Below are 20835 nucleotides of genomic sequence, written 5' to 3'. Positions count from 1 at the left end.
GTTCTCGCTTGGGAGACGGACGAACGCAGTTCTCAACTTCAATGAACCGGTTCGGTACGAAACGCAATCGAGCTCGATGGAGGATATTATGGAGTCGATCAAAGTAGGGGATGTCGTACCACTTCGTTCGGGAGGCATCGAGATGACCGTTACGGAGGTTCGCACGTCGCTAGATGACCCAAGTGTTTTATTGGCAACTTGCTACTGGTCGAAAAAAACTGACGGCTCGGTAGAGTTGGACTGCGCAACTCTTCCGCTCGCGGCGCTGATGAAACTTGAGGATTAGGCGCCGCCGGAAGGAGACAGGCGATGGTGCTGGAAGGCTGGAATGTTGCCGCCGGGCCCGTCCGGCTGATAGAAGCCATCAAGGCGGCCGAGGAACAACCTAAGGCCGCCCTCTGGCTTGAGCAGGTGGGTTACGATCCGCCCCGTCCGTTCCGGCCGCCGTGGCTCTCGTGGTCTGCCGAGTGGCGCGAGTTGTTCGCCATGGTCGTCGGCCGTGCGCTGGCCCGCTTGGGCCATGTTCCCGAATCCATCTACGAGACGACAATTGGCCTCGATTCAACGGCATCTCGTGCAGAGTTCCTGAGTGCATTCAAAAACCCGGCCGCGATACCGCCGGCCATCGCCCGCACCGCCGGACTACGGCTGCGGGCCAGCGGACACCCGCCGCTTCCGTTGGGGCAGACCGGCGCGGCCTTGGCCGGCGGACTGGTCCTAGTTTGGGCCAACTGGTGCTTCGCCGCAGGCGGACACGCGGCAGCGGCGGCGTTGATCGCCGGGTTCACCGGCTGGGGCAAGGGCCAACCATACGTGTCGGACGCACCGGCGCTGGCCGACCGTCGCGTCTTGGCCCTGGCACTTGCATGGTACGCGCGCGGGCAGCCGCCAGCGGACGATGAGTCGCGTAGGGCGTCGGCGGACCTCCTGTCACTCCTGGCGCAAATACGGGCCATTGAGCCGACCCGGACTGCCCACCGCGAATTTGACAATGAGCATCGCGGCCTCGTGGCCGCCGCCGCCTCGTCCCTTCTTGCCCATGCGTGGTCGGTCGACGATGTCGCGGCCTGGTGGGCGGCGATCGACGGGCTGGAGCGGCTGAACGCGATCGACGCTATCGGCGGCTGGGCCAGGCCGGCCAGTGGAGCGAGCGGAGATCAAGGAGCCAACGCGACACCTGACCCTGCGCAGGAGGCGGCGGTCGAGTTCTCGACGCTGGGGAGGGCGGCCCCGTTCCCTTTGGACCTGCCGCCATGGGCCGCGGCCGACTGCGAGTCGGCCGCAACAGCCCGAGCGTCCCCAGCCCTCGACAGCCCATCGCCAGCCGCACCCTCGCCAGACCGGTCCAGAGCCCGACCGCCGACGCCCCAGTCGTCAGGCGGTCTGCTCGACATCCCGTACGGGCCAATTGGGCCGGCCACGTTTAGCCGCGCCCTGCCGCCGGGGTCCGTATGGCTGGGGTTCGTCCGTCCCGGTGCGATCGACGTGCCGGGGTTCGGGCGAATCCCCGGCGGCCACACTCTCGCGTACGCTGTATGGCATCGGCCCGGGGGCGGGATCGAACTGTTGTTCCGACCCGGCCTTGTGCAGTACTCAGGTGCCGAGGTCGACGCCGTTTGCCTGGCCGCCCACGACGCACCGATCAAGCGTGCTTGGAAGCCGCGGGACCCGCAGAGCGCAGGGCCGGACCCGCAGGTGCTGGCCAAAGTGTACGCCGGCGAACTCGACCGTATTGTCGCCAAGTTTTCCGAGGTGCTCGGGCTCATCTTGGAGAACGTGTTTGCCTTTGGAAGGAAGCTGGGAGTTAACTGGGATGAGACAGACCTCGTGGTCCAGGACGACGCGTGGGCGCCGATCGTGCCCTTCGACCTTATCCGCGTCGGCGGCCGCAGCCTGTGCCACGTCTGCAGGTCAGTCAGTGGCGGTCTGGCGATACGGGTGTGGGAGGCGCTGGCCGCCAGTCCGCTGCCCCCGCTGCCCGATCGAGTACTGGCCGCGTGCCACCTGCCGCCAAAGAAGACAAAGCCGACACCGGCGGCCGGCGGGCCGCATAATGTCGGCCGGCCGCAGCAAGCGTGGCCCGTGCACGACGGTGTCGCCCGGTTGCGTCGGCTGTGCGGTCGCCGCGGGTTGGAACTGGACGGTGTCGCAAGCTTCAGATCGGGCGATGTGAACCGCCTGCTCGGCGGCGGCGGCCGGGCCGGCATCTTGATAGCCCACGGGGGTGACCTGCCAGGCGACGGCGTCAGGGCGGTCGACGGCACGCTCACGCTGGCCGAAGGTCTCGCCCCAGTCGGGGCAATCCTCGCGGTCGCATGCCTGGTCGCCCGCGGCGTCTACCGCGGATCATACCAGTCGGTCTACGGCCCGGCAGTCGACCTGCTCGGCCGAGTCGCCCCCGCCATGGGTTTCCGCATGACGGTCAGCGCAAGTCACGCCTCCGTTTTCGCGGTGCGGGTACTCGACGCCTACCTGGCCGACCCGTCCGGCGGGCCACTGGCGCTGGCACGTGCCCGCACGCGGGAGGTCCGCCGGTTGTTCCCCGAACCCGACCCTGTGACTGCGTCTGGCGTCGACCCGCCACGGCCGGATTTGACGCTCCTGCAGTTCTGTGCGGCCATGTCGGTCGTGATGGGCCGCGGCAGACCTGGATGCGGTGACCTGTGAGAGATTCAAGGAGAGTGTGGAAGAGTTCGCTTTGTATGCCTATCGCCACTACTCCGCGAGACTGCTCTAATGACTAAGGCAATTGCTAAACCAATTGCCACTCCAATGACAACTGCTATTACGCGCAGAAGCTTTAGCCCAATCTTCGTCAGTGTGCGGATGGCGGGCCCGAGCAGACTGTCCGCTTCCTTTACGAACGGCCGGGCATTGAACAGAGGCAGCGCGGCGTCGAGTGTTGGAGTCTTGCCTAGCACCTCGAAGGACTGCATTGCGGGCTGTGCCGTGACACGCCGCGGTGCCCCAATCTCGACTGGCTTGAGCTGCGCGATCTCCGCCGCGGCCGCCTCAGCGCCCCAAATCGGCTGCCGATCGGGCGGCGGTATGGGCGACAGATTAGGCGGTACAGGGCGGTCGCTGCGCAGGACGGCGTTACGGCCCCCAGCGGCGATTGGGATCTGGTGCTCAGGAATTGCATCCTTCGGCATCTTGAAGGCCGCGACATCGACGACGGTCGCGGCCTCGGTGGGCGGCGCGCGTGGCTGCACCGCCGTCGCCAGCAACTGGGCGGCCATCTGCTGGGAGTGCTCAATCGTGTGCTCGGCGTTCAATTCCTGCGTCAGCTTCGCTGCCAGGGCGTCGACCGCCGCCGCATTGAACGCCCGCGGAGCCTTCCCCTTTGCGCTGGGTGTGGCGGCGTCGACGAGAACCGATTTGAACCCATCGGCGACGGGACGAAGGATCTCGCCAGCCTCGCTTCCACCGAGAGCTGACGCGAGCTTTCCGATCGCTATCCACCGCGCGTTCGGCACGTCAAACGCCGGGCTTGCCATCAGTTCGGCCACCCGCGTCTGGAACGCCACTGGTTGGGCCGCGACCCATTTGCACAGAGCGTCAAAAGCCGGGGTAATCGGCGCCTCGCCTACGGTCAGCGGGGGCAACGCGACGGGTGGCTCGATAACTGCGGCGCTGATCCGTTCTATTCGTGCGTCCTCGGCGGCCTGGTTGGCGTCGTCACCCGCCTTCTGCAGGTACAGAGAATAGAGAACTCGCTGCTCGAGGCGGGCGATCGCCCGCCTGACGGTGGCCGTCGGGGCGGTCGTCGGTCGCGTTGTCGGAGTCTCGGTCCGTGGGTAGATCGAAACCAGCCGCTTCTCAAGCCGCGCCTGCTCTTCCGCCAAGCGTTGCCGCGCGGCTGCCGCGATCACCTCGTCGATCTCCCTACGGCTGGCAGTCGCCCGAAGTTGCTCGGCCACACTACGGGCTCGCACGTTGTCGTCGTATTGGACTGCCCACCATACCGCAGTGGCACCTATCACCACCAAGGTCGCCCCCATGGCGACGGTTCTCAACAGCCGTGGAACCGGACTGCACTTCTTAGACAACCAGAACACCATTGCCCCCGCAATGCAGACCACAGCCACAGTTCCAATGCTGATCATCATCATCTCCATGGCCTCTGCCTTGGACACCTGCCGCCCCTAGACGGTTAGGTTGATTCATCCATGCTACACCAGACAAGTTGCTCTGACTGACCACAGGCCGCAGGAAAGCGACATTCCTCACACATCTGTGTATCCGAATGCGATTGGCGAACGGTACCGAGTTCGTCATGGCGCACGCTCCATTGCGTTCGGCGAAGGCGGTGCCGACCACGGAGTCACGTCGCACGACTTACAGCATATGACGAGTTCCTTCATCTACCTGAACCACGCGGCCGCCACCCCGATCCTCCCCCGGGCAGCCGCGGTCGCAGCCGACGTAGCGGGGCGGCTGTACGGCAACCCCTCAAGCACGACCGATTTCGCTGGCCGCGCCGCGGGCGAAGTTGCCGCACACGCACGGCGATGCTGTGCTGACTCCCTGGGCCGTCGTCCCTCGGAGATATACTTTACGTCCGGCGCGACCGAGGCAAATAACTGGGTGATCAAAGGGACGCTTTGGCGAGCCGCCCGCAGCGCCCGTCGGCACCTGATCACCCAGGCGACCGAACACGCCTCAGTGTTAGAGTCGGCTCACAGCCTGCGGGGAGACGGATTCGACGTGACGATCCTGCCGGTGAACTCGGTAGGCATGGTCGACCCGGCCGACGTCGCGCGTGCCCTTCGCGAACGGCCGGACACTGCCTTGGTGTCGGTCATGTGGGTCAACAACGAGACCGGGACGGTGCAGCCAGTCGCTGAGGTGGCGGAGGCGTGTCGCGTCGCCGGGGTACCGTTCCATGCCGACGCGACGCAGGCGTACGGTCGCGTGCCGATCGGCCTCGGACCCGGTCCGGCTCCGGACCTAATAACTCTGTCGGCGCACAAGGCGGGCGGGCCGCGAGGGGCAGGGCTGTTGTGGGTCCGCGCTGGGGCACCCGGCGGAGTCCCTGCCCCGCTGCTTCACGGGGGCGGGCAGGAGCGCGGTGCGCGGGCCGGAACCCTCAACCTCGCGGCCATCGCCGGCATGGCCGCCGCAATGGTCGATGTCGGACGCGACTTCGAACAGGCCACAGCCCGCCTGGCGTCACTGCGTGATCGGCTTGAGACGCGGCTGGTCGAGGCGTTGGGCGCGGTGGTCGTCGGCAACCGCACACAGCGAGCGCCGCACATTAGTAGCCTGCGGGTCCCCGGGGTGCCGGCCTTAGAACTGCTGAAGGCCGCCCCACGTGTGGGTGCGGCCGCCGGCGCGGCTTGTCACGCCGCCGGCATCGACCCCTCCCACGTCCTCGTCGCCATGGGTCACGGCGAGCAATCGTTCGAAGTGATCCGGCTGAGCATAGGCCCGCAGACGACGGATGCCGAGGTCGACGAGGCGGCGGAATTGCTCTTGCAGGTAGTGCGCTCCCTTCGCTCCGTCAAGGGGCTGCGAACTCCGACGCAGCCGTAGAATTCGACCGCTGTTTCCGTGGGACACCGGCCGTCGAAGGATCCCAAGGTTGCCTGCTCCGGACCTGCTGCCTGACGCGCGTAGCAGGTCGGTAGTGGTCGAAGTTCTGCATCCTGTGCAGGTATCAACGTATTAGCGGCGGAGTTACCTGGCGTGTAACGAAATCTTCCCGACCGAGTCGCCGCGGGCATCGACTATGTGGTTGACAGCTCGAAGCCACGGCGGTTTCGGCAATGCGCAGTGCCCAAATCAGCGCGGGACGGTACCTCCCCAAGGCGTTTCGATAAGGGCGCGAACACGGATCTACTTAGGAAATTCATGCGTAAGCTCATTCTCACCACTACGCTCGCCTTCGCGGCTTTCGCCTTTCTGAAGACCGCATCCGTCCGCGGCGTTGAACTGATCGCAGAAAACGGGATTGCCGTTCGAGTTCAAGGGTTCAGGCCAGACGAAACTCACCTTCGAATCTCGATTACCAGAGAGCGACTCGTCGAAGAACTTAAGAAGCGTGTGTCAGAGTCATTCCCACTCCCTCGGCGAGAATTCGGCAACTTCGTGGTCTGGCGAAATCTCCGGTTAGTGAACGCTGTGGCAACTGTTGATCAGAAGTTCACTCAGGTCACTCTCTCTACCCCAGATTCCATCTCATTCTCCGCTTTAACCAATATCGGAGCAGACATCCGTTACGAGTACAAGCACGAGTGGGTCGGAAGCGAGGTTAAGAAGATCTTCTGGAAATGGAAAAACAAGGTGCCAGTGGTAAGGAGCGAATGGCGAACGACAACGGGCCGACTCGACACTGGTGCGGCAGTGTCGGCATCCTATCAAATTGATGCAGTGAAGGACGGTGCAAACGTTCATATCCGGCTTCGACCGCTTGCCGACAAGTCCTCGGTCAAGGTTAGTGAAATCCGGGTAAATGGCATCAACAAGCATCTCGAACAGATCACTAGAAAGATAAGAGATTCGCTCGCGCAGAAGGCAGTCCATGCCGTGATTGAAAAGAGAACTGTCCGAGAACATCTCTTTCAGGTACCGAATGGGGCCGGGGGTGGTTTAGGCGAACTGCAAATCAAAGAGGTTAAGGTCGCCGTCAAGGTAGAGCAGATTGTTCTCGATGTATTCCTAAACAAAAGGATTTGATCTGCTCTGTCCAACCCATTTCGAGTAAAGGCGACTGACATAGAGATACGAGATCTGCCAATTGAGACCTCAACTCAAGCAGATCGAAGTTCATCGGAGACCCACATGCGACAGCCGACCGACCCGAGTCTGCTTCCACTCAGGGGCAAGATATCGCCAGCCGCTTGCCTGGGCCGACGGGTGAATCGCCCCTTCTGTACCTGCTGCGGCGGAAGCGAGGGCATTCGGGCAGCGTTGAGGAAGCCGAAGAATTGGAAGAAGCGGACGCTGCGTTCCCATCGACGATCGAACTTTGTCGAGTGGTGCCTGACCGACCAGCATTGACTTCGGTGCCGTAGTGCCTTGTCCGACCGAGTTGAACTGTTGACCGACTGTAAGTGCAGCGGTGCCTCGCACGTCTTCGTGAGACCGCGACTTTGCCCCCCAGTAAAAGGCCGGGCATTCGGCAGCCGCCCGAATACAAAAGCGCTGCCTATTGGACTCTTTGTAAGGAGCCACCCCGTGACCAAGTTCGCCATCATCGACGTCAAAGCCGTTTCCGAACCGTCAGCCAAACGCCAGGAGGCGATGCCCGTGTCGCTTCGAGCCGCCAAGGCTTTTGCCTTCGGCACCTTCGGGTTGGTGTTGCTCGTAGTGCTGACCGCGAGCGCGATGGGCGTCGTTGCTCATCAGATTCGCGAGCCCGGCCAACCATTCCAGATCCCGAACGATGCGGGTCTGTCACACGAGTTGGCTGGAATCGCCGGCCTGGCGCCTCGCCCTCCGTACGTGCCGCGAGGAGAGTGGCGATGTGAAGTGAAGATGGAAACGCGGAATGGCGAGCCCCACTTGGTTCTAAGTAATCCGACCGACCAGACTCGCGAAGTTTCCTATGTAGTTGAGTTTTATGACTCCGCGAAGAAGCGTTGGTACACAAAATTGACTGGCACTACAAAAATGGAGAAGCGCCGCGGCTTTTCCGAGGAGTTAACATTTGGCCGCGATGACAGCGATTGGCGCGTCCGGCAGACCTCCGAAAGCGTCATAAAGTAACTATGCGTGTCGATCTGTAGCATGGGACCCTGCGGTTGATCTTGCGATTGGTCCTGCAACCCATCAGTCCGCAGCGCCGGGCGGTCGCGTTCCCTGAGAAAACGGCTCAAGGTTCAAGATCGGTTTGGTGAAACGAGGCGGAAAGCCGCGGGCTACTACCTTGCCGTCGCCGCCGAACGAGTGGGTCGTTGAAAGCACCTGATATCTTGGTTCTTCTTCGTGAACCTTCGTGCCTTCGTGTTAAGTCCGAATTTCGGGTTGCGCTCGTCGAATCTATCGAAGTCGTTAACGGCGTTGGGTGCCACCTCCGTTGCTCCTTTTCGCCCCCTTGCGAAACCAATCTTCAACCTCGAAAATTGCCCGTCGGGTTTGAGGCAAGGGGTTTCCATGGTTTGCAGGGAGTCTCGCATGTCCGAGAAGATCGTTTCCGCCGTCGGCTTGCTTTTGGCTGGCCTCCTGTTCGGCGTCGGCTGTGCGCCGGCGCAGCCTCCGAACACCGCACCAGCGCAACACCGAGTGACGGCACCCATCGTTAATTCTATCGGCATGACGCTGGTTCCCATCCAGCCCGGCACGTTCAACATGGGTACGCCACCGACCGACGCCGACGACGAAACGCAGCACCAGGTGACGCTGACCAGGGGGTTTATGATGGGAGCGACGGAAGTGACGCAGACGCAGTGGCAGGCGGTGATGGGGAACAATCCAAGCTGCTTCAAGGGGGACGACCTCCCGGTCGAGCAAGTCAGTTGGGATGACGCCGTGGCGTTTTGCACGAAGCTGAGCCAAAAGGAGGGGAAGAAGTACCGGTTGCCGACGGAAGCCGAGTGGGAATATGCCTGCAGGGCGGGGAAGTCTGGGTCGTACGCCGGCACTGGGCGGTTGGATGACATGGGATGGTACCGGGACAACTCGGGCGACAAGACGCATCCGGTAGGCCAGAAGACACAAAATGATTGGGGCTTGCACGACATGCACGGCAACGTACATGAGTGGTGCAACGACTGGTACGGGGACTATCCGGCGAACCCCGTGACGGACCCGCAAGGACCTGTAGGCGGTAGGTCCCGCGTTCTCCGGGGCGGGTCGTGGGGCATCAGTTTTCTGGGCTGCCGCTCCGGCAGCCGCACCGGGTACGCTCCCGGCGGCCGGGTCGACTTCATCGGGTTTCGGTTGCTCCTGGAGCTTGAGTGAGAATGACCTGAGATATACCCAAAGGCTGTGTATGTCCCCGGCAACTCAGGCGGCCTTTCTGCTCTCGTCGACGTACACGATTCCGTCGACCATGTCTTGTAGTTTGGCATTGCCGTTGAGTTTCCGCCGGCTGCCTTAATCATCCGCACCTACCAGAAATCTCATCGCTGCGCGGAAAAATTGCCGGGCACGTCCAACAGCGGGACGGCCCGTGACCAGCCCGGCCCGCGCCAGCCGATCATGTAACTTCCCCCCGATGCCGCCCACCCACACCGCTGTTTCGCTAGGCAAGGGCTGACCGTGGATCGTCGCCCTCGCCAGGGCTTCGAGGTGGCGGCAGATTTGCTCGGCGTCGCGCTCACTGCACTTGCCCAGCCGCACTCTCTTGCGGCGCCCGTCGGCGGCCACGAAAATGATTCGCCGATGCTCGTTTGGATCTGCCTCGGCCACGAGAATGACTCGTCGACGCCCGTTGGGATTTCTTTCAATCGCATCCATAGCTCACCGATCCTTCGTCTACTGTCCCGAGTTGTTCTTGCATTATGATGTAGTCTTGCTGTAAGTCTTCGGAATTACTGAAAGGTCGCGCAACCATGTCAAAGAGCATGTTTTCCCGCATCGCCCTCGCGCTGCTTCTGACCAATGCCGTATGCCTATCTCCTGCGCGGGCAGACAACCCGTCGCCCACAGAACTCGAGGCCGCCCGCGGCCGGCTCGCGGCGGGCGAAGATTTTAGCCTTATCGTCCGAAAGGACGGGACCGTCGCACACTTCGGAGATCGAGGCTTCAGGAAAAACCGCATGCCCGCCGACCTCGCCAACGTCGTTGGTGTGTGGGCCGGAACGGAGGCAGCAGGCGCCGTGCGGTCTGACGGGCGCGCGACCGCGTGGGGCAGTCGCGGGAAAGAAATAAATCGCATGCTGGAGGACCTCCCCGTCGCCACCGTGGGTAGTGGGTATGGGTGGGTGATCCTGCGGAGAGACGGTACCGTCGTCGGGGTACCGCCCTCCCCCGAGCTCCGAGATGCGACGGCCATCGCTGCCGGGAGTAATCACGTTCTGGCGCTGCGCAAGAACGGCACCGTCGTCGCATGGGGCTATATGGATGGCCGCGAGATTCCCGCCACGGTCCCGCCAGGGCTGCGCGACGTGGTGGCGATCGCGGCAGGCGACTCGCACAGCGTGGCGCTCCGCAAGGACGGCTCGGTCTACGAGTGGGGCATCGACCGCGTCGCCAGGGACGAGCGATCGCGGCGAGAATGGCAGGAAGCGAGTGATCGTCGAGACCGCCGAGAGGCGGAACAACTGGGGTTACCGTGGTTGATGCCCGCAACGCGGCCGAATCCGGCGCCGCTCCCGGATGCGGGCATCGTGATGCCCGGCATCCAGAGGCGCGGCATCGGGAGGCCCGCGACGCGGCCTAAGCAGGCTCTGCCGCTCCCGGATGTGGGCATCGTCGAGTTACCGGTGCCGACGGGGCTGAAAGACGTGGTCGCTATCGCCGCGGGGAATGACTACACGCTAGCCCTCAGGAAAGACGGCACGGTCATCGGTTGGGGCGACCACGCCTACGGCAAGCTCGCCATCCCACTTGGCCTCCGCGACGTCGTCGCCATTGCCGCCGGCCCCGAGTACGCCTTGGCGATGCGTCGCGATGGAACCGTCGTCGGCTGGGGGCGCAACCAGCACGGCCAGTACCCGGAACCGCCCGAGAACATCGACATCCGCCCGCCGACGTCCCGGCCCGCCGAGCCGGCAGAGCCACCGCGTCTCAAGGGGACGTTCGTCTTCGTCCTCTCGGCAGGCTTGTCCATGGTTAACGACTTCGATTCGGCACGGGACCACGTCCTTTGGAAAGTTGACGGTCTGCACGAATCGGCCTCGGTCAACGTCGTCCTCTACCAAGACAACAAGGCGAGGCCCCTGTTCCCCAAGCCAGTGCCCGCCTCCGCAGCCAACAAGCAGCGGATCGAAGAGCTACTCAGGGAGGCGGCACCGCTGGGCGTCAGCGGTGCTGGTGAGGGGCTGAAGGCGGCGGACGGCCAGGGCGCATCGGAGGTGTATTGGGTGACGAACGGCAAGGCGTCCGACCCCGTCATGATGACCGACGCACTCCGGGCGCTGGCGACGAAGGCGAAGGTACACGTGATCATCCTCCGCGGCCCCAGCTACGACACCGAGCTGTTCCGCACGTACCGCGCGGTCGCCGAGAAGGGCGGGGGGAGCTATAAGGAGATCGATGATGGGACCAATCCGCGTTTCCCATGACCGCCAGCCGCAACCTTACTGCTTCGGCATGGAACATTTTAGGGGAGCAGGAGCAGGAGGCTTTACGTCCAAGTCACGCAGCAAAACCTCTATTGACGGCCCGTTCTCACGAGCAAACTTCTTTAGTTCGTCATACTGTTCCTGACTCAGTGTGCTTATACGAAGTTGTGGGTAAGTGCGGATCGGATGGAGACTTTGGAGAAACACGGCCCTGTTTAAAAGCGCGATATCGGAATCCGAATCCGAGTAAAGTCGCAGCCTGAACCGATCGTCTGGAGCTAAAACTTCGAATAGCTCTGACTCAAATCCGGCACCCAAACGCCTTGCTAGAATTGAAGTCTCGCGCAATTTCGTTATTTTAATATGCTTGTAGCCGTCGTATTCCAGCACGAGAGTCAATTCATCAAGCGTTACCTTCCCTGCGCTCGCGCGAGCAAGTCTTTCCCATACCATTCGCTGTTGCGCTTTCTTGATATCCCCTAGATTATCGGTTCGATTATCGCACGCACTGATCGACAAAAGGCACATTGATATAATTATTATGCGTGTCGTATTCATGTGGATAAATTTCGTAAAATTGAGCCGCTCACAGTCCAAAACCCACATCTTCGCACTACTCCGACGAACACGATACCGTCGGTGAATGGCTCCATGGCCGTTCAGCGTTTCGCACTCCGGTCACTGTTGCGGCGTAGCCCTCAGATCTTAACCGCACTTGGGACAATGTTGGAGGCGTTGCCTTTCGCACGGGCGGTGTTCGACTATGACCGCACGAAGAAGACCACCAGCACGACCAACGCAAAGAGAACGAGTCCAGCACTTTGCCGGTCAGCTTCGACTCCGATGATCTCCCATGACCGCCAGCCGCAGCCCCGGCTCGCCGCTTCGATGCGTCATGTTTTCGATCAGAGAAAGCAAAGGGACGCCCCGGTGAGAGTTGCTACCGGGGCGTCTCCGCGTCATGGTGGTTCGCCGCTACCCTCAGATCAGGTTGCGGACGTTCGTGTTCCCGCGGCTACCACCACCGCCGCCGCCACCTGTGCGATCGGGCTTGTCGGCGCGGTCCCGGCGGTACTCAAACGGCTTTTCGCGGTTCGTCGTATCGATTTTGTCGATGATCGGACCAAGAAAGCCATTAATGCGGCCCTGCCCGAGCTCGCGGGCAGCTTCAGCCGCCGCTCCCGAGCTTGCGGTCGGTCCTCCCGTGTGCTCATGTGATGAGCCTACCTTACCTTCTGCCGAAGAGGCACAAAGGGCAAGCAACGCAAACGCCCAAAGGCGAGTCAAAGAACTTGCCTTCCGGACAATAGAGTTGGCGACAGCGGGGGCGAGCGTAAATTCACGCATAACGATCCTTTCGGAGACAGTCCGTGTAGCGGGTACCACCAGGCAGGCCGACGCAGCACGCCCGGGCACACCATTCCTCGCAGGCCGAGCGACTATCGTCCGCCCGGTCTGCCTTCACCTCCTTAGTCGCCTGCGGCGTCGGTTCGGTCGGAAAATTTCGTTCTTCAGGTTTCAATTTGGGTAAAGCTCCAGCCCGCCGCAGTGGTCCACGATCCGCCGTGGCTTCCTGGTCCCAAGCTGCCGATCAATGACTAGCTGTAAGAAAGGCACCGCCGAACGCCTCGGTTGGGGGTCAGCCGTCTGGCGGGCCTGGCGGGCAAGGATCTGTTCGACCGCTCTCACATCTGAATTGATCCTTTCGGATTTCGAGTGGGTACACCGACTCGGCGAAAATCCCGGCAGTCGCTTGTCCCCCTGCGCGCGGCTCCGCTCGATGGGTCGCCCCATGAGACTTCGGCCCTCGCTCGTTTTTTCGCCCACTGCCCGACCGACTCGAGGCTCAACCGGGTGGGCCGGATGGGCGGCCAGATAAAAAAACGGACTCGAGGTCCATAGCTATCCGCGGCCGGCCCCAAGACTGAACGACCCGCGCGCACAGGCCAGAGTTACGGGAACGCGCGTCCATCTTGTCCCTGGCCCGGTATGCCGCAGTACATCCATCGGATACGCGCCGGGCAACAGGAATCTGCTTGGCCCACTCATACCAGGTAAAAGAAGAGAATATGGCCTGCTCGCGCCGCTCCTCCGGTCGCAGAAGCGGCCGGGAGGAGCGGCGTAAAATCGCGTTCGATTTGTCGGTCAGCCAGGAGGGGGATGCAGCGCCGACGAGCTTGTATCACCGCTGCTCGTCGATCGCTCCAGCTGCCCTTGCAACGCCTGCGCAATCCTCGGCGCCGCCAAATTGAGTAGGTTGCAGAGCGGGGAGCCTTGCGCGATACGCGGGCCCTTTCCTTTCGTAACACGTTGGTCTCGAATTCGCTTTTCGCTGTTCTTCTTCATCTGAAAGATCCTTAAAATGAGAGACCCCGGCTCATCGCCGGGGTCGGTGGTTAATTTGGATGTCCGCCTAGCGGTCTAGCTACAGTTGCGGGGGCTCGTACCCCACGACGGGTGTAAACCGATACCTCGGGTTGAGGTGCCGCCGAAGCTTTGTGTAGTCCTTTGGCGGTTGCGTGACGAGGACGTAGGGGTCGGCCAGCCCTGCCTGCCGCATTTGCCCGTCCAGCATCAGGGCGTCGGAGACCGCCGTCTGTGTCACCGCCTTGCCGTCCGGCATTTCAGCGTGGGTCGCGATCTGCCGCTGCTCAAAGCCTTCGGCGGAGAGCTTGACGGCCACTAAGCGGATTTTTTCCCGCTGGGGTGGCCCGAACAGGTCGATCGTGTGGGTGCAGGTCAGTAGTTCACGCAAGCCCGGAACGTGATCGACGTCCTCAATCGATTGGGCCAAGGAAAGCCGCACCCTTGCCCTCGGCATCAGGTGACCGCCGTCGCACAGCCGCACTAGATACACGTGGAACTCTGGAACCAACTCCTTCATGAGGTCGGCAAACTCGTACGAAGACGTGCCGAGCTTTTCGAGCTGGAACTGGAGCTGTTCCCGCAAGGCTTCAGTCGACACCGGCAGATCCAGCTTTCGGGCTGACAAACCTGCCAAGGACCGCTTTTCAGCCTCGAGCGTCACCTCCATTGCCTTCAATTCGCCGAGCTTCTTCTCGATGAACGGCATCACCCCGTATGCGGCCATCGATGCGGCCAGGTTGGCCTGCTCGTCCTGAAGGCTTTCCTGGTCACGACGAAGCCGCTTCTGCCGCTCGTCCAGTCCGTCGACGGACTTGCTCATCGCGGCCTCGACCATCTCACGGTACTGCGTGGCGAAGCCATCCATGGCGTACAGGTCGGCGGTGATGACCTCGACGAGCTTTTTCACGGCTAGGGGGCCGTTGAATCCGATGGAGTTCCAACACTGGTGCGCCCGGCTTCCGGGGCACATGAGATTCGCGGTGACGCCGTTACCACCCCAGACGTACTTCTGGCCGCAGTACCAGCAGGTTGAGTGCTGGCTCGGGCACCGTGTCTTCTTTCGCGAAACGCCCGCCAGTGGGTCGGCGCCGTTAATGGTCTTGCGACCCTTCCCCTTGTTTTTGGTTCTTCTCCCATCTGCGGGGAGTGAAGGATAGGAATAGAGCAACGGCAGCCGCTGCGTATCTTGGAGTTACCAGGCTTCAAGACGCAGGAGGCTGCCGTTGTCGATCGAAGAACTTACCGCCCTCCTCGGCGGCTGGAAAGGCTATACGCTCGGGACCGTCGGACGCGTCGAACCCGGCCAGCACGGACCGACCCTTCCGGAAGTTCACCTGGAACTCCATCCCGTCCGCGACCACCCCCGCGTCTGCTCCGGCTGCGGCAAGACCTGTCGCTCGATTCATGATACCGCTGAACGCTGGGTCGACGATCTGCCGATTTTCGACGCCATGACCCGGCTGCTGGTGCATCGCGTTCGCGTCGCCTGTCCGGACTGCGGGCCGAAGGTCGAGAAGCTCGACTGGCTGGAGCCCTACGCCCGCGTGACCACCCGCATGGCCCGCAGCGTCGCGCAGCTCTGCCGGGTGCTGCCGATCAAGCATGTCGCCGACTACTTCGGGCTGAACTGGAAGACGGTCAAGAAGATCGACAAGGCCTGGCTCACGCGTACGCTCGGACCGGTCGACCTCGACGGCGTGACGAAGCTGGCGATGGACGAGTTCGCGATCCAGAAGGGTCATCGCTATGCGACGGTCGTGATCGATCCGAACTGCAAACGCGTGCTTTGGGTGGGCCGCGGCCGCAGCCGGGAGGAGGTCCGGCCGTTCTTCGAACTGCTCGGCCCCGAGCGTTGCAAACGGATCGTGGCGGTGGCGATGGACATGAACGCCGCGTACGACCTGGAGGTGCGGGAACACTGTCCCAACGCCGAGGTGGTGTACGACCTGTTCCACGTCGTCGCCAAGTACGGGCGTGAGGTGGTGGACCGGGTCCGCGTGGACGAGGCGAACAAGGTGAAAGACGACAAGCCGGCGCGGAAGGTGATTAAGGGCTCACGCTGGCTGCTGCTGCGAAACGCCGACAACATCGAGAAGGAGCAGGACCGGATCCGGCTGGCGGAACTGCTCAAGGCCAACCGCAAGCTGGCGGCGGTCTATGTGCTGAAGGACGACCTGAAAGAGCTGTGGTTCTACCGGCACGTGGGCTACGCGAAGCAGTTCTGGGATGAGTGGTACGGCAGAGCGATCCGCAGCCGGATCGATCCGCTGAAGCGGTTCGCCGGGAAGCTCAAGGGATACTTGCCGGGGATCCTGAGTCACTGCCGATTCCCGTTGAACACTAGCGTGCTGGAGGGGATCAACAACAAGATCAAGGTGATCAAGCGGATGGCCTACGGGTATCGTGACGACGCCTATTTCTTCCTCAAGATCCGCCAGGCGTTCCCCGGAGTTGGGAGATGAACCTTGTTTTTCGCGTCCAGCAACGCATTGACGCTGTCGAACTCTACCGGGTCAACGTGCACCAAATGAGGGAACTCGTGTCGGCTGAAAGTTGGTCCCTTGGGATTATGGACCGATTTCCGGCGGCCGGATTCAAAGTCCTTCTCGGTGTGCCGAAAACCACGGCCTGGCATGCCCTTTAAGAGCGGGTTCCGCCGTGCGCGAGCGACTGACTTCCCATACCACTTCTTCCGCCCCCGGCTGTACTTCCCCACGGGCACCTTCTGCTCATTGAGCCAGTCGGCAACCTTCTCCTGATTCCCCGTCGCGCGGAGCCGCCGAAACATTTCTTGGTAGATCGGCGTCGCCTCGGGGATCTTTTGCAGGTCGTGGTAAGTCTTCGCGCCTGGCGGCTTGAGGTAACCATACACTTCACACGGCAGCACGCCGCCGTTCTTCACAAACCGATTCATCAGCTTGTTCTTGATCCGCTTCGACGTGTGCGCGTTGTTTCCAACATGTGCGGCGCAAGCATTTAACGCATCGGACTCCCATGTCTCCTCGGCGGTATCGATGCAGTCGTTTGGGGCGATCGTCCGCGTGCCGTGGTCGACGCCGACGCCGAGCAGGCGAACGGCCTCGGCGCCCCTGACAAGACGACCGAGATCTTCCCACACAAAGATATCCAGTTCTCGCCGGCGCAGGATCTTCTCGACCTCCGTCAGTTCCGGTCGATCCAACGCCTCGCCCTTCCCCTTGCTGGCGATGACGTCGTACTCAACCGGCCCCTCGTACAACTCGGCAATGACCTCCTTGCCGTGGTCCTCCTGGTCCTTAAGACTTTGCTCCTTTTGGTTAGCACACCCGCTGATGCGGCACCCGATGCCGACCTTCAGCGTGTGGCCGTTCCGAGGCTTCAACTCCGACTCAGAAACCCTTTTCATGGCGACTCCCAGTGGAGGCGCCGAGGCTCATGAACAATTGGCACACTGTGCCAATCGAGATGACCACTCCTGAGAATCCGTGAACATCGGTGGTGACTCGCTCATTCACACAACGGTTGCGGCGAGCGAGCTTTATCGACAAAATCTGCGTGCTGTTCTGGACTTACGAAGCGGTCCGCCGAGTATCTCCCCCTCTCCGCTTTTTTTGTTTCCGCAAACAGAAGCCCCTTACCGAGAAACACGTGTGGAAGGGGTTTCTTCGTTTGAGGGGCTGGCGCGAGTATGTAACGTCGACGAAGCGGCAGGGCGTACGGGGACGCTCCGCGAGGGAGACGTGCGCCGCAAAGCCTGTGACAGAAAAGGTCCGGCTGCGCGTCACGATCGACCGACTGCCCAATACGAAGCCTTGAGAACCGCGCGGTCGGCCGTTTAGTTTAGTCAGCCGCGGCTGCCTTGCCGGATTTGAGTTGGCCGATCAGGAACTGGATCGGATCGGGGTATTTCTGTGGAGCGGCACCAGGGTACATCAGTTGACATTCGACGTTGACGCTACGCATCTTTTCCTGCAGTTTCATCCCGAAATTGCTGGTGTGGGTGGGGTCTCTCTTCTTTTGCCCGATCGCCGGGACATCGGTGTAGTACAAATGAACGGGCGGGTCGTCGGCGGTGACCCACTCGATGGGGGAGTATTTCCGGATCGACGGCAGAATCTCATTTCGGTGTTCAAGGAACTGCTGGAATGCCGACACTTTCTTCGCCTTGTCACCGTTGAAGCCGAAGGCGTGTCCGCCGTAGATGCTGTTGGGGGTCCATTCTTTCACCTGCACGGGATCGAGCGAAGTTTGCGCGCCCACGACGCCGGCGCAAAAGAGACGAGTCGACTCGCGGGCGATCGGGTCTTTGCTTAGGGGGTCCGCCATTTCATCGTGGAACGCGAGCCAGAGGCTGGAGCACGCGCCGGCGGATCCGCCGGACGCGCCCACGCGACTCTTGTCGAGATTCCAGTCGCTCGCCTTGGTTCGGACGAACTGCAAGGCACGGGCGGCATCGTGAAGCGGCCACTGAACGGGCGGGTTGACGCCGGCTGCCTGGGCTTCCTGTACGAACCGGTAATTGATCGAGACGACCGAAATCCCGGCCGCGAGATACTCGCGAACACCGGTCACCCGATCTTTGTCGTTGCTCTTCCACGCACCTCCGTGAATGAAGAAAACCCACGGCGTCGGTTGCTTTGAGTCGGCCTTCCAGAAGTCGAGGACCTGCTTGGTATCGGTGCCGTAAGGCACATTGGCGAGCGTCGGTGGGAGCGGCATCGGCTGGGCGGATTCAATTGTCCAGAACGGGAGCAGCTTTGCAGCCGCTCCGCGAGAGGCGGGAGTGCCCTGTTGTGACGCAGAAGCTTCGGCACCCAAAGCAGGGAGGCCGCCAGACACAACGACGATCACGGCCAGGTGGCGAATGAGGTGAGTGATCATGCGCAAATCAGCTTTCGTGTGAGTGCCAGGCCGGCAAGCCGCGACTCGTGGTCCGGGGCCAGCTTCGGCACGGCTACGCCCGGAATGGCCGAGTTGGAGCTCAGCATTCCCGGGATAAACTCCGACGTCATCTCGTTTTCGGCGGCAAGACAGCTTTAGGAGCCGCGCCTCTCCAACCCGCCGTCCATTGCGCTGTCAGCGTGGTCAGAATCTCTTCGCTCGTCGGGTCCTCTGCGATGTTCTCATTCTCCAGCGGGTCTTTGGAGTGATCATAGAGTTCGACAGACGCGACCTTGGTGTGATCATCACGGTTCACCCATCGTGTCAGGCGATAGCGATCGGTCCGCATCGAATAGCCCATCAGGTTTTGCTTGCCGACCTTCCGCGGATACTGGCTGAAAGCAGCCGACTTCCATTCAATCTGCCGACCCTCCAGCAGTGGCTTCAGACTCGTACCCTCCAGATGATTTGGCAACGGCAGTCCTGCGAGGTCGGCGAGGGTGGGATAGACGTCGACCAACTCGACCAGTGCATCACTGCGCTTTCCATTGCTGGCCATTCCCGGGGCACAGATCAGCAATGGCACGCGGGTGTCGTTTTCGACATTCGAATGCTTCGCCCAGGCGCCATGTTCGCCGAGCTTCCAGCCATGATCGCCCCACAGAACGATGATGGTGTTCTCGCGTAACCCTTCGCGTTCCAGCGCATCGATCACGCGTCCGATCTGGGCATCCACGTAGCTGACCGCAGCGAGATAGCCGTGCTTCAACTGGCGTGCATAATCATCGGGGAGCTGGCGACCCACCGGCACGCCGCCGTACGAGCGCAGCTCGCCGCCGGGGACGATCGCGTAAGAAGGGGCGCCATGCGAAGGGAACGGATTGGGAGCCAGGGGGATCGCCTGCGGATCATAAAGGTCCCAGTACTTCTGTGGGGAGATGAAGGGCAAGTGTGGACGGATAAAGCCAACGGCTAGGAAGAAGCGACTGGGGCTCTTTTTCAGCAGTGGCAGCGCGGCGACAGCCATGTCGGCTAGCTCTCCATCGTGCAACGAGTTGTCATCGCCGGCCGTCGCGCGAAATGCCGGTCCGCGCTTAGAAGCACCGGCCTCGGCGCTGGGGTCAACTGGGGCACGCTCGGCACCGTGTGGGGCCTTGGGAAAGGTCGAAGGGACAGACCACGACGCGGTATCGTCAATCCCATGATGAAAGATCTTCCCTATGGACTGAGTGACATAGCCGTTGACCTTGAAGAATTGAGGCAGTGTAACCACATCGGGCATCGCCTTACGGAAGTGCGTGCTCAAATCCCAAACCCGTGTCGTGTCCGGGCGGGCACCGGTCAGCAGGCTCGATCGCGAGGGGGAGCAGACGGCCTGCTGGCAGTAGGCGCGATTGAACACCATGCCACTCTTGGCCAGCCGATCGATGTTCGGCGTCTTGACAACTGGCGCGGCAAAACACCCCAATTCAGGCCGCAGGTCGTCAACTGCAATAAACAGCACGTTGGGCTTTTCACCGGCCGTCGCTGGAGCGGTGGCAAGACACAGGATCATCAGGCAAGCGGCTTTGTTCAGATTCATCCGGAAAATCCTCGTCGCTAATTGACCGAACCAATCGGTTGATTCGTGACGTAGTTGCGATGCCATTTGAGGGTGAAGATATCCGTCAGACTGACGCCGTCGATGTGGCCATCAGCGAACACGATATTCGTGATGGACCCGTGGCGATTGGAGATGAACCGCATCGCCTCATCGGCCTTGCTGGCGGCTTCTTCGGGAAGCGGATTCGAAAGGTTCTTGGGCATGTGCCGCTTGGTGCCGGCTACGCCAGGGGTGCCGCCGCGAAACAGACCATCACCGAGGACTGGAACAATCGTCGGATCGCGGAGCTGGCTGGCGTTCTGAAATCGATCATTGACCGATCCGTATGTGCTCTTTGGGTGTAGGTTCTGATTGTAGCAGTAGGAACTCCGGTCATAGGGTGCTACCTCGCCGGCGCGCTGTTCCACCCACGGCGTCTGAGCGGTTCCCAGCGCATAGGTTCCCGGCACGAACCCTGCTGGATCGGCCGCCGCCGAGGGGCAGAGAAAAATCTGAGTGGTGTTGGAAGTCTGCGGAATCAGGTAAGGCATCCAGTGGCGCGTTCCTGGTGCGCCGCCTAATGGGTAATCGAAGAACTTGCCACGGTTATCCGTCTGGTAGAGCTGCCAAGCGAAATGCAGTTGCTTGAGTTGCGACTTGCACACAACAGACTTGGCGGCCTCCCGTGCCCTGCCGAGGGAGGGTAACAGGATCGAGATGAGCAGCGCAATGATCCCGATGACGACGAGCAGCTCGACCAGCGTGAAACCGCGCGGAGTGCGCCGGGCACGTGAGTAAGACTCTGATAGCATGTTACAAATCCCTCGTCAGATGTTGGCACGCGGTTGGCATTCA

General features: G+C 61.7%; 16 protein-coding genes. 8 read left to right on the top strand and 8 right to left on the bottom strand.

The window, feature by feature from the left end:
* Window positions 1–76 precede the first annotated feature (76 nt).
* The gene (locus IPV69_RS27860; protein ID WP_390884380.1) at window positions 77–286 is read left to right on the top strand and encodes a DUF2158 domain-containing protein; all 210 of its coding nucleotides are present in this window, start codon (window positions 77–79) and stop codon (window positions 284–286) included.
* Window positions 287–309: 23 nt separating this feature from the next.
* Complete coding sequence (locus tag IPV69_RS06235; RefSeq protein ID WP_206294059.1) at window positions 310–2667, top strand: hypothetical protein; 2358 nt, start codon at window positions 310–312, stop codon at window positions 2665–2667.
* A gap of 5 nt (window positions 2668–2672) precedes the next feature.
* On the opposite strand, the gene IPV69_RS06230 is transcribed toward IPV69_RS06235, so the two are convergent.
* Window positions 2673–4118, bottom strand: coding sequence for a hypothetical protein (locus tag IPV69_RS06230; protein WP_206294058.1), 1446 nt, complete (start codon window positions 4116–4118; stop codon window positions 2673–2675).
* 229 nt (window positions 4119–4347) lie between these two features.
* On the opposite strand from IPV69_RS06230, the gene IPV69_RS06225 reads away from it, so the two are divergent.
* The 4 genes from IPV69_RS06225 (at window position 4348) to IPV69_RS06210 (ending at window position 8904) form a co-directional block, all read left to right on the top strand.
* A complete protein-coding gene (locus IPV69_RS06225) occupies window positions 4348–5535 on the top strand; it encodes a cysteine desulfurase family protein (protein WP_206294057.1) in 1188 nt (395 codons plus the stop codon).
* A gap of 318 nt (window positions 5536–5853) precedes the next feature.
* Window positions 5854–6678 carry a hypothetical protein gene (locus IPV69_RS06220; protein WP_206294056.1) on the top strand — a complete coding sequence of 275 codons (825 nt, stop codon included), beginning with the start codon at window positions 5854–5856 and terminating at the stop codon, window positions 6676–6678.
* A 501-nt stretch (window positions 6679–7179) separates the two neighbouring features.
* Window positions 7180–7710 (top strand): hypothetical protein, encoded by a 531-nt coding sequence (locus IPV69_RS06215; protein WP_206294055.1) that lies wholly within the window; start codon window positions 7180–7182, stop codon window positions 7708–7710.
* 408 nt (window positions 7711–8118) lie between these two features.
* Window positions 8119–8904 (top strand): formylglycine-generating enzyme family protein, encoded by a 786-nt coding sequence (locus IPV69_RS06210; RefSeq protein WP_206294054.1) that lies wholly within the window; start codon window positions 8119–8121, stop codon window positions 8902–8904.
* 135 nt (window positions 8905–9039) lie between these two features.
* On the opposite strand, the gene IPV69_RS06205 is transcribed toward IPV69_RS06210, so the two are convergent.
* Entirely contained in the window at window positions 9040–9402 is a 363-nt protein-coding gene (locus IPV69_RS06205) for a hypothetical protein (protein WP_206294053.1), read from the bottom strand.
* Between the two features lie 419 nt (window positions 9403–9821).
* Between IPV69_RS06205 and IPV69_RS06200 the strand changes: the two genes are divergently transcribed.
* Window positions 9822–11171, top strand: a complete 1350-nt coding sequence (locus IPV69_RS06200) for a hypothetical protein (protein ID WP_206294052.1) — start codon at window positions 9822–9824, stop codon at window positions 11169–11171.
* Window positions 11172–12152: 981 nt separating this feature from the next.
* On the opposite strand, the gene IPV69_RS06195 is transcribed toward IPV69_RS06200, so the two are convergent.
* Window positions 12153–12458: a hypothetical protein gene (locus IPV69_RS06195; protein WP_206294051.1), complete on the bottom strand. Its 306-nt coding sequence runs from the start codon at window positions 12456–12458 to the stop codon at window positions 12153–12155.
* Between the two features lie 1138 nt (window positions 12459–13596).
* Window positions 13597–14445, bottom strand: a complete 849-nt coding sequence (locus tag IPV69_RS06190) for a hypothetical protein (RefSeq protein ID WP_206294050.1) — start codon at window positions 14443–14445, stop codon at window positions 13597–13599.
* 316 nt (window positions 14446–14761) lie between these two features.
* Between IPV69_RS06190 and IPV69_RS06185 the strand changes: the two genes are divergently transcribed.
* Window positions 14762–16000, top strand: coding sequence for an ISL3 family transposase (locus tag IPV69_RS06185; protein WP_206290508.1), 1239 nt, complete (start codon window positions 14762–14764; stop codon window positions 15998–16000).
* Here the strand turns inward: IPV69_RS06185 and IPV69_RS06180 are convergent.
* From IPV69_RS06180 to IPV69_RS06165, 4 genes are all read right to left on the bottom strand, one after another.
* Window positions 15952–16923 (bottom strand): recombinase family protein, encoded by a 972-nt coding sequence (locus tag IPV69_RS06180; RefSeq protein WP_206294049.1) that lies wholly within the window; start codon window positions 16921–16923, stop codon window positions 15952–15954. The genes IPV69_RS06185 and IPV69_RS06180 overlap by 49 nt on opposite strands.
* A gap of 434 nt (window positions 16924–17357) precedes the next feature.
* Window positions 17358–18236 (bottom strand): alpha/beta hydrolase, encoded by an 879-nt coding sequence (locus IPV69_RS06175; protein WP_206294048.1) that lies wholly within the window; start codon window positions 18234–18236, stop codon window positions 17358–17360.
* A gap of 289 nt (window positions 18237–18525) precedes the next feature.
* Window positions 18526–20046 (bottom strand): sulfatase, encoded by a 1521-nt coding sequence (locus IPV69_RS06170; RefSeq protein WP_206294047.1) that lies wholly within the window; start codon window positions 20044–20046, stop codon window positions 18526–18528.
* Window positions 19998–20792: a type II secretion system protein gene (locus IPV69_RS06165; protein ID WP_206294046.1), complete on the bottom strand. Its 795-nt coding sequence runs from the start codon at window positions 20790–20792 to the stop codon at window positions 19998–20000. Before IPV69_RS06165 ends, IPV69_RS06170 begins: the two co-directional genes overlap by 49 nt.
* Between the last annotated feature and the right edge of the window lie 43 nt (window positions 20793–20835).

Origin of the sequence: Humisphaera borealis (assembly GCF_015169395.1) — a bacterium.
Lineage (GTDB): Bacteria > Planctomycetota > Phycisphaerae > Tepidisphaerales > Tepidisphaeraceae > Humisphaera > Humisphaera borealis.
Note: the sequence above shows the minus strand (reverse complement) of the source record. Positions and strands in the feature narration are given on the sequence as shown.

Coding starts and splice junctions, on each gene's coding strand:
- IPV69_RS27860 (WP_390884380.1), top strand. CDS start 77: ATGGAGGATATTATGGAGTCGATCAAAGTAGGGGATGTCGTACCACTT.
- IPV69_RS06235 (WP_206294059.1), top strand. CDS start 310: ATGGTGCTGGAAGGCTGGAATGTTGCCGCCGGGCCCGTCCGGCTGATA.
- IPV69_RS06230 (WP_206294058.1), bottom strand. CDS start 4,118: ATGGAGATGATGATGATCAGCATTGGAACTGTGGCTGTGGTCTGCATT.
- IPV69_RS06225 (WP_206294057.1), top strand. CDS start 4,348: ATGACGAGTTCCTTCATCTACCTGAACCACGCGGCCGCCACCCCGATC.
- IPV69_RS06220 (WP_206294056.1), top strand. CDS start 5,854: ATGCGTAAGCTCATTCTCACCACTACGCTCGCCTTCGCGGCTTTCGCC.
- IPV69_RS06210 (WP_206294054.1), top strand. CDS start 8,119: ATGTCCGAGAAGATCGTTTCCGCCGTCGGCTTGCTTTTGGCTGGCCTC.
- IPV69_RS06205 (WP_206294053.1), bottom strand. CDS start 9,402: ATGGATGCGATTGAAAGAAATCCCAACGGGCGTCGACGAGTCATTCTC.
- IPV69_RS06200 (WP_206294052.1), top strand. CDS start 9,822: ATGCTGGAGGACCTCCCCGTCGCCACCGTGGGTAGTGGGTATGGGTGG.
- IPV69_RS06180 (WP_206294049.1), bottom strand. CDS start 16,923: ATGAAAAGGGTTTCTGAGTCGGAGTTGAAGCCTCGGAACGGCCACACG.
- IPV69_RS06175 (WP_206294048.1), bottom strand. CDS start 18,236: ATGCCGCTCCCACCGACGCTCGCCAATGTGCCTTACGGCACCGATACC.
- IPV69_RS06170 (WP_206294047.1), bottom strand. CDS start 20,046: ATGGCATCGCAACTACGTCACGAATCAACCGATTGGTTCGGTCAATTA.
- IPV69_RS06165 (WP_206294046.1), bottom strand. CDS start 20,792: ATGCTATCAGAGTCTTACTCACGTGCCCGGCGCACTCCGCGCGGTTTC.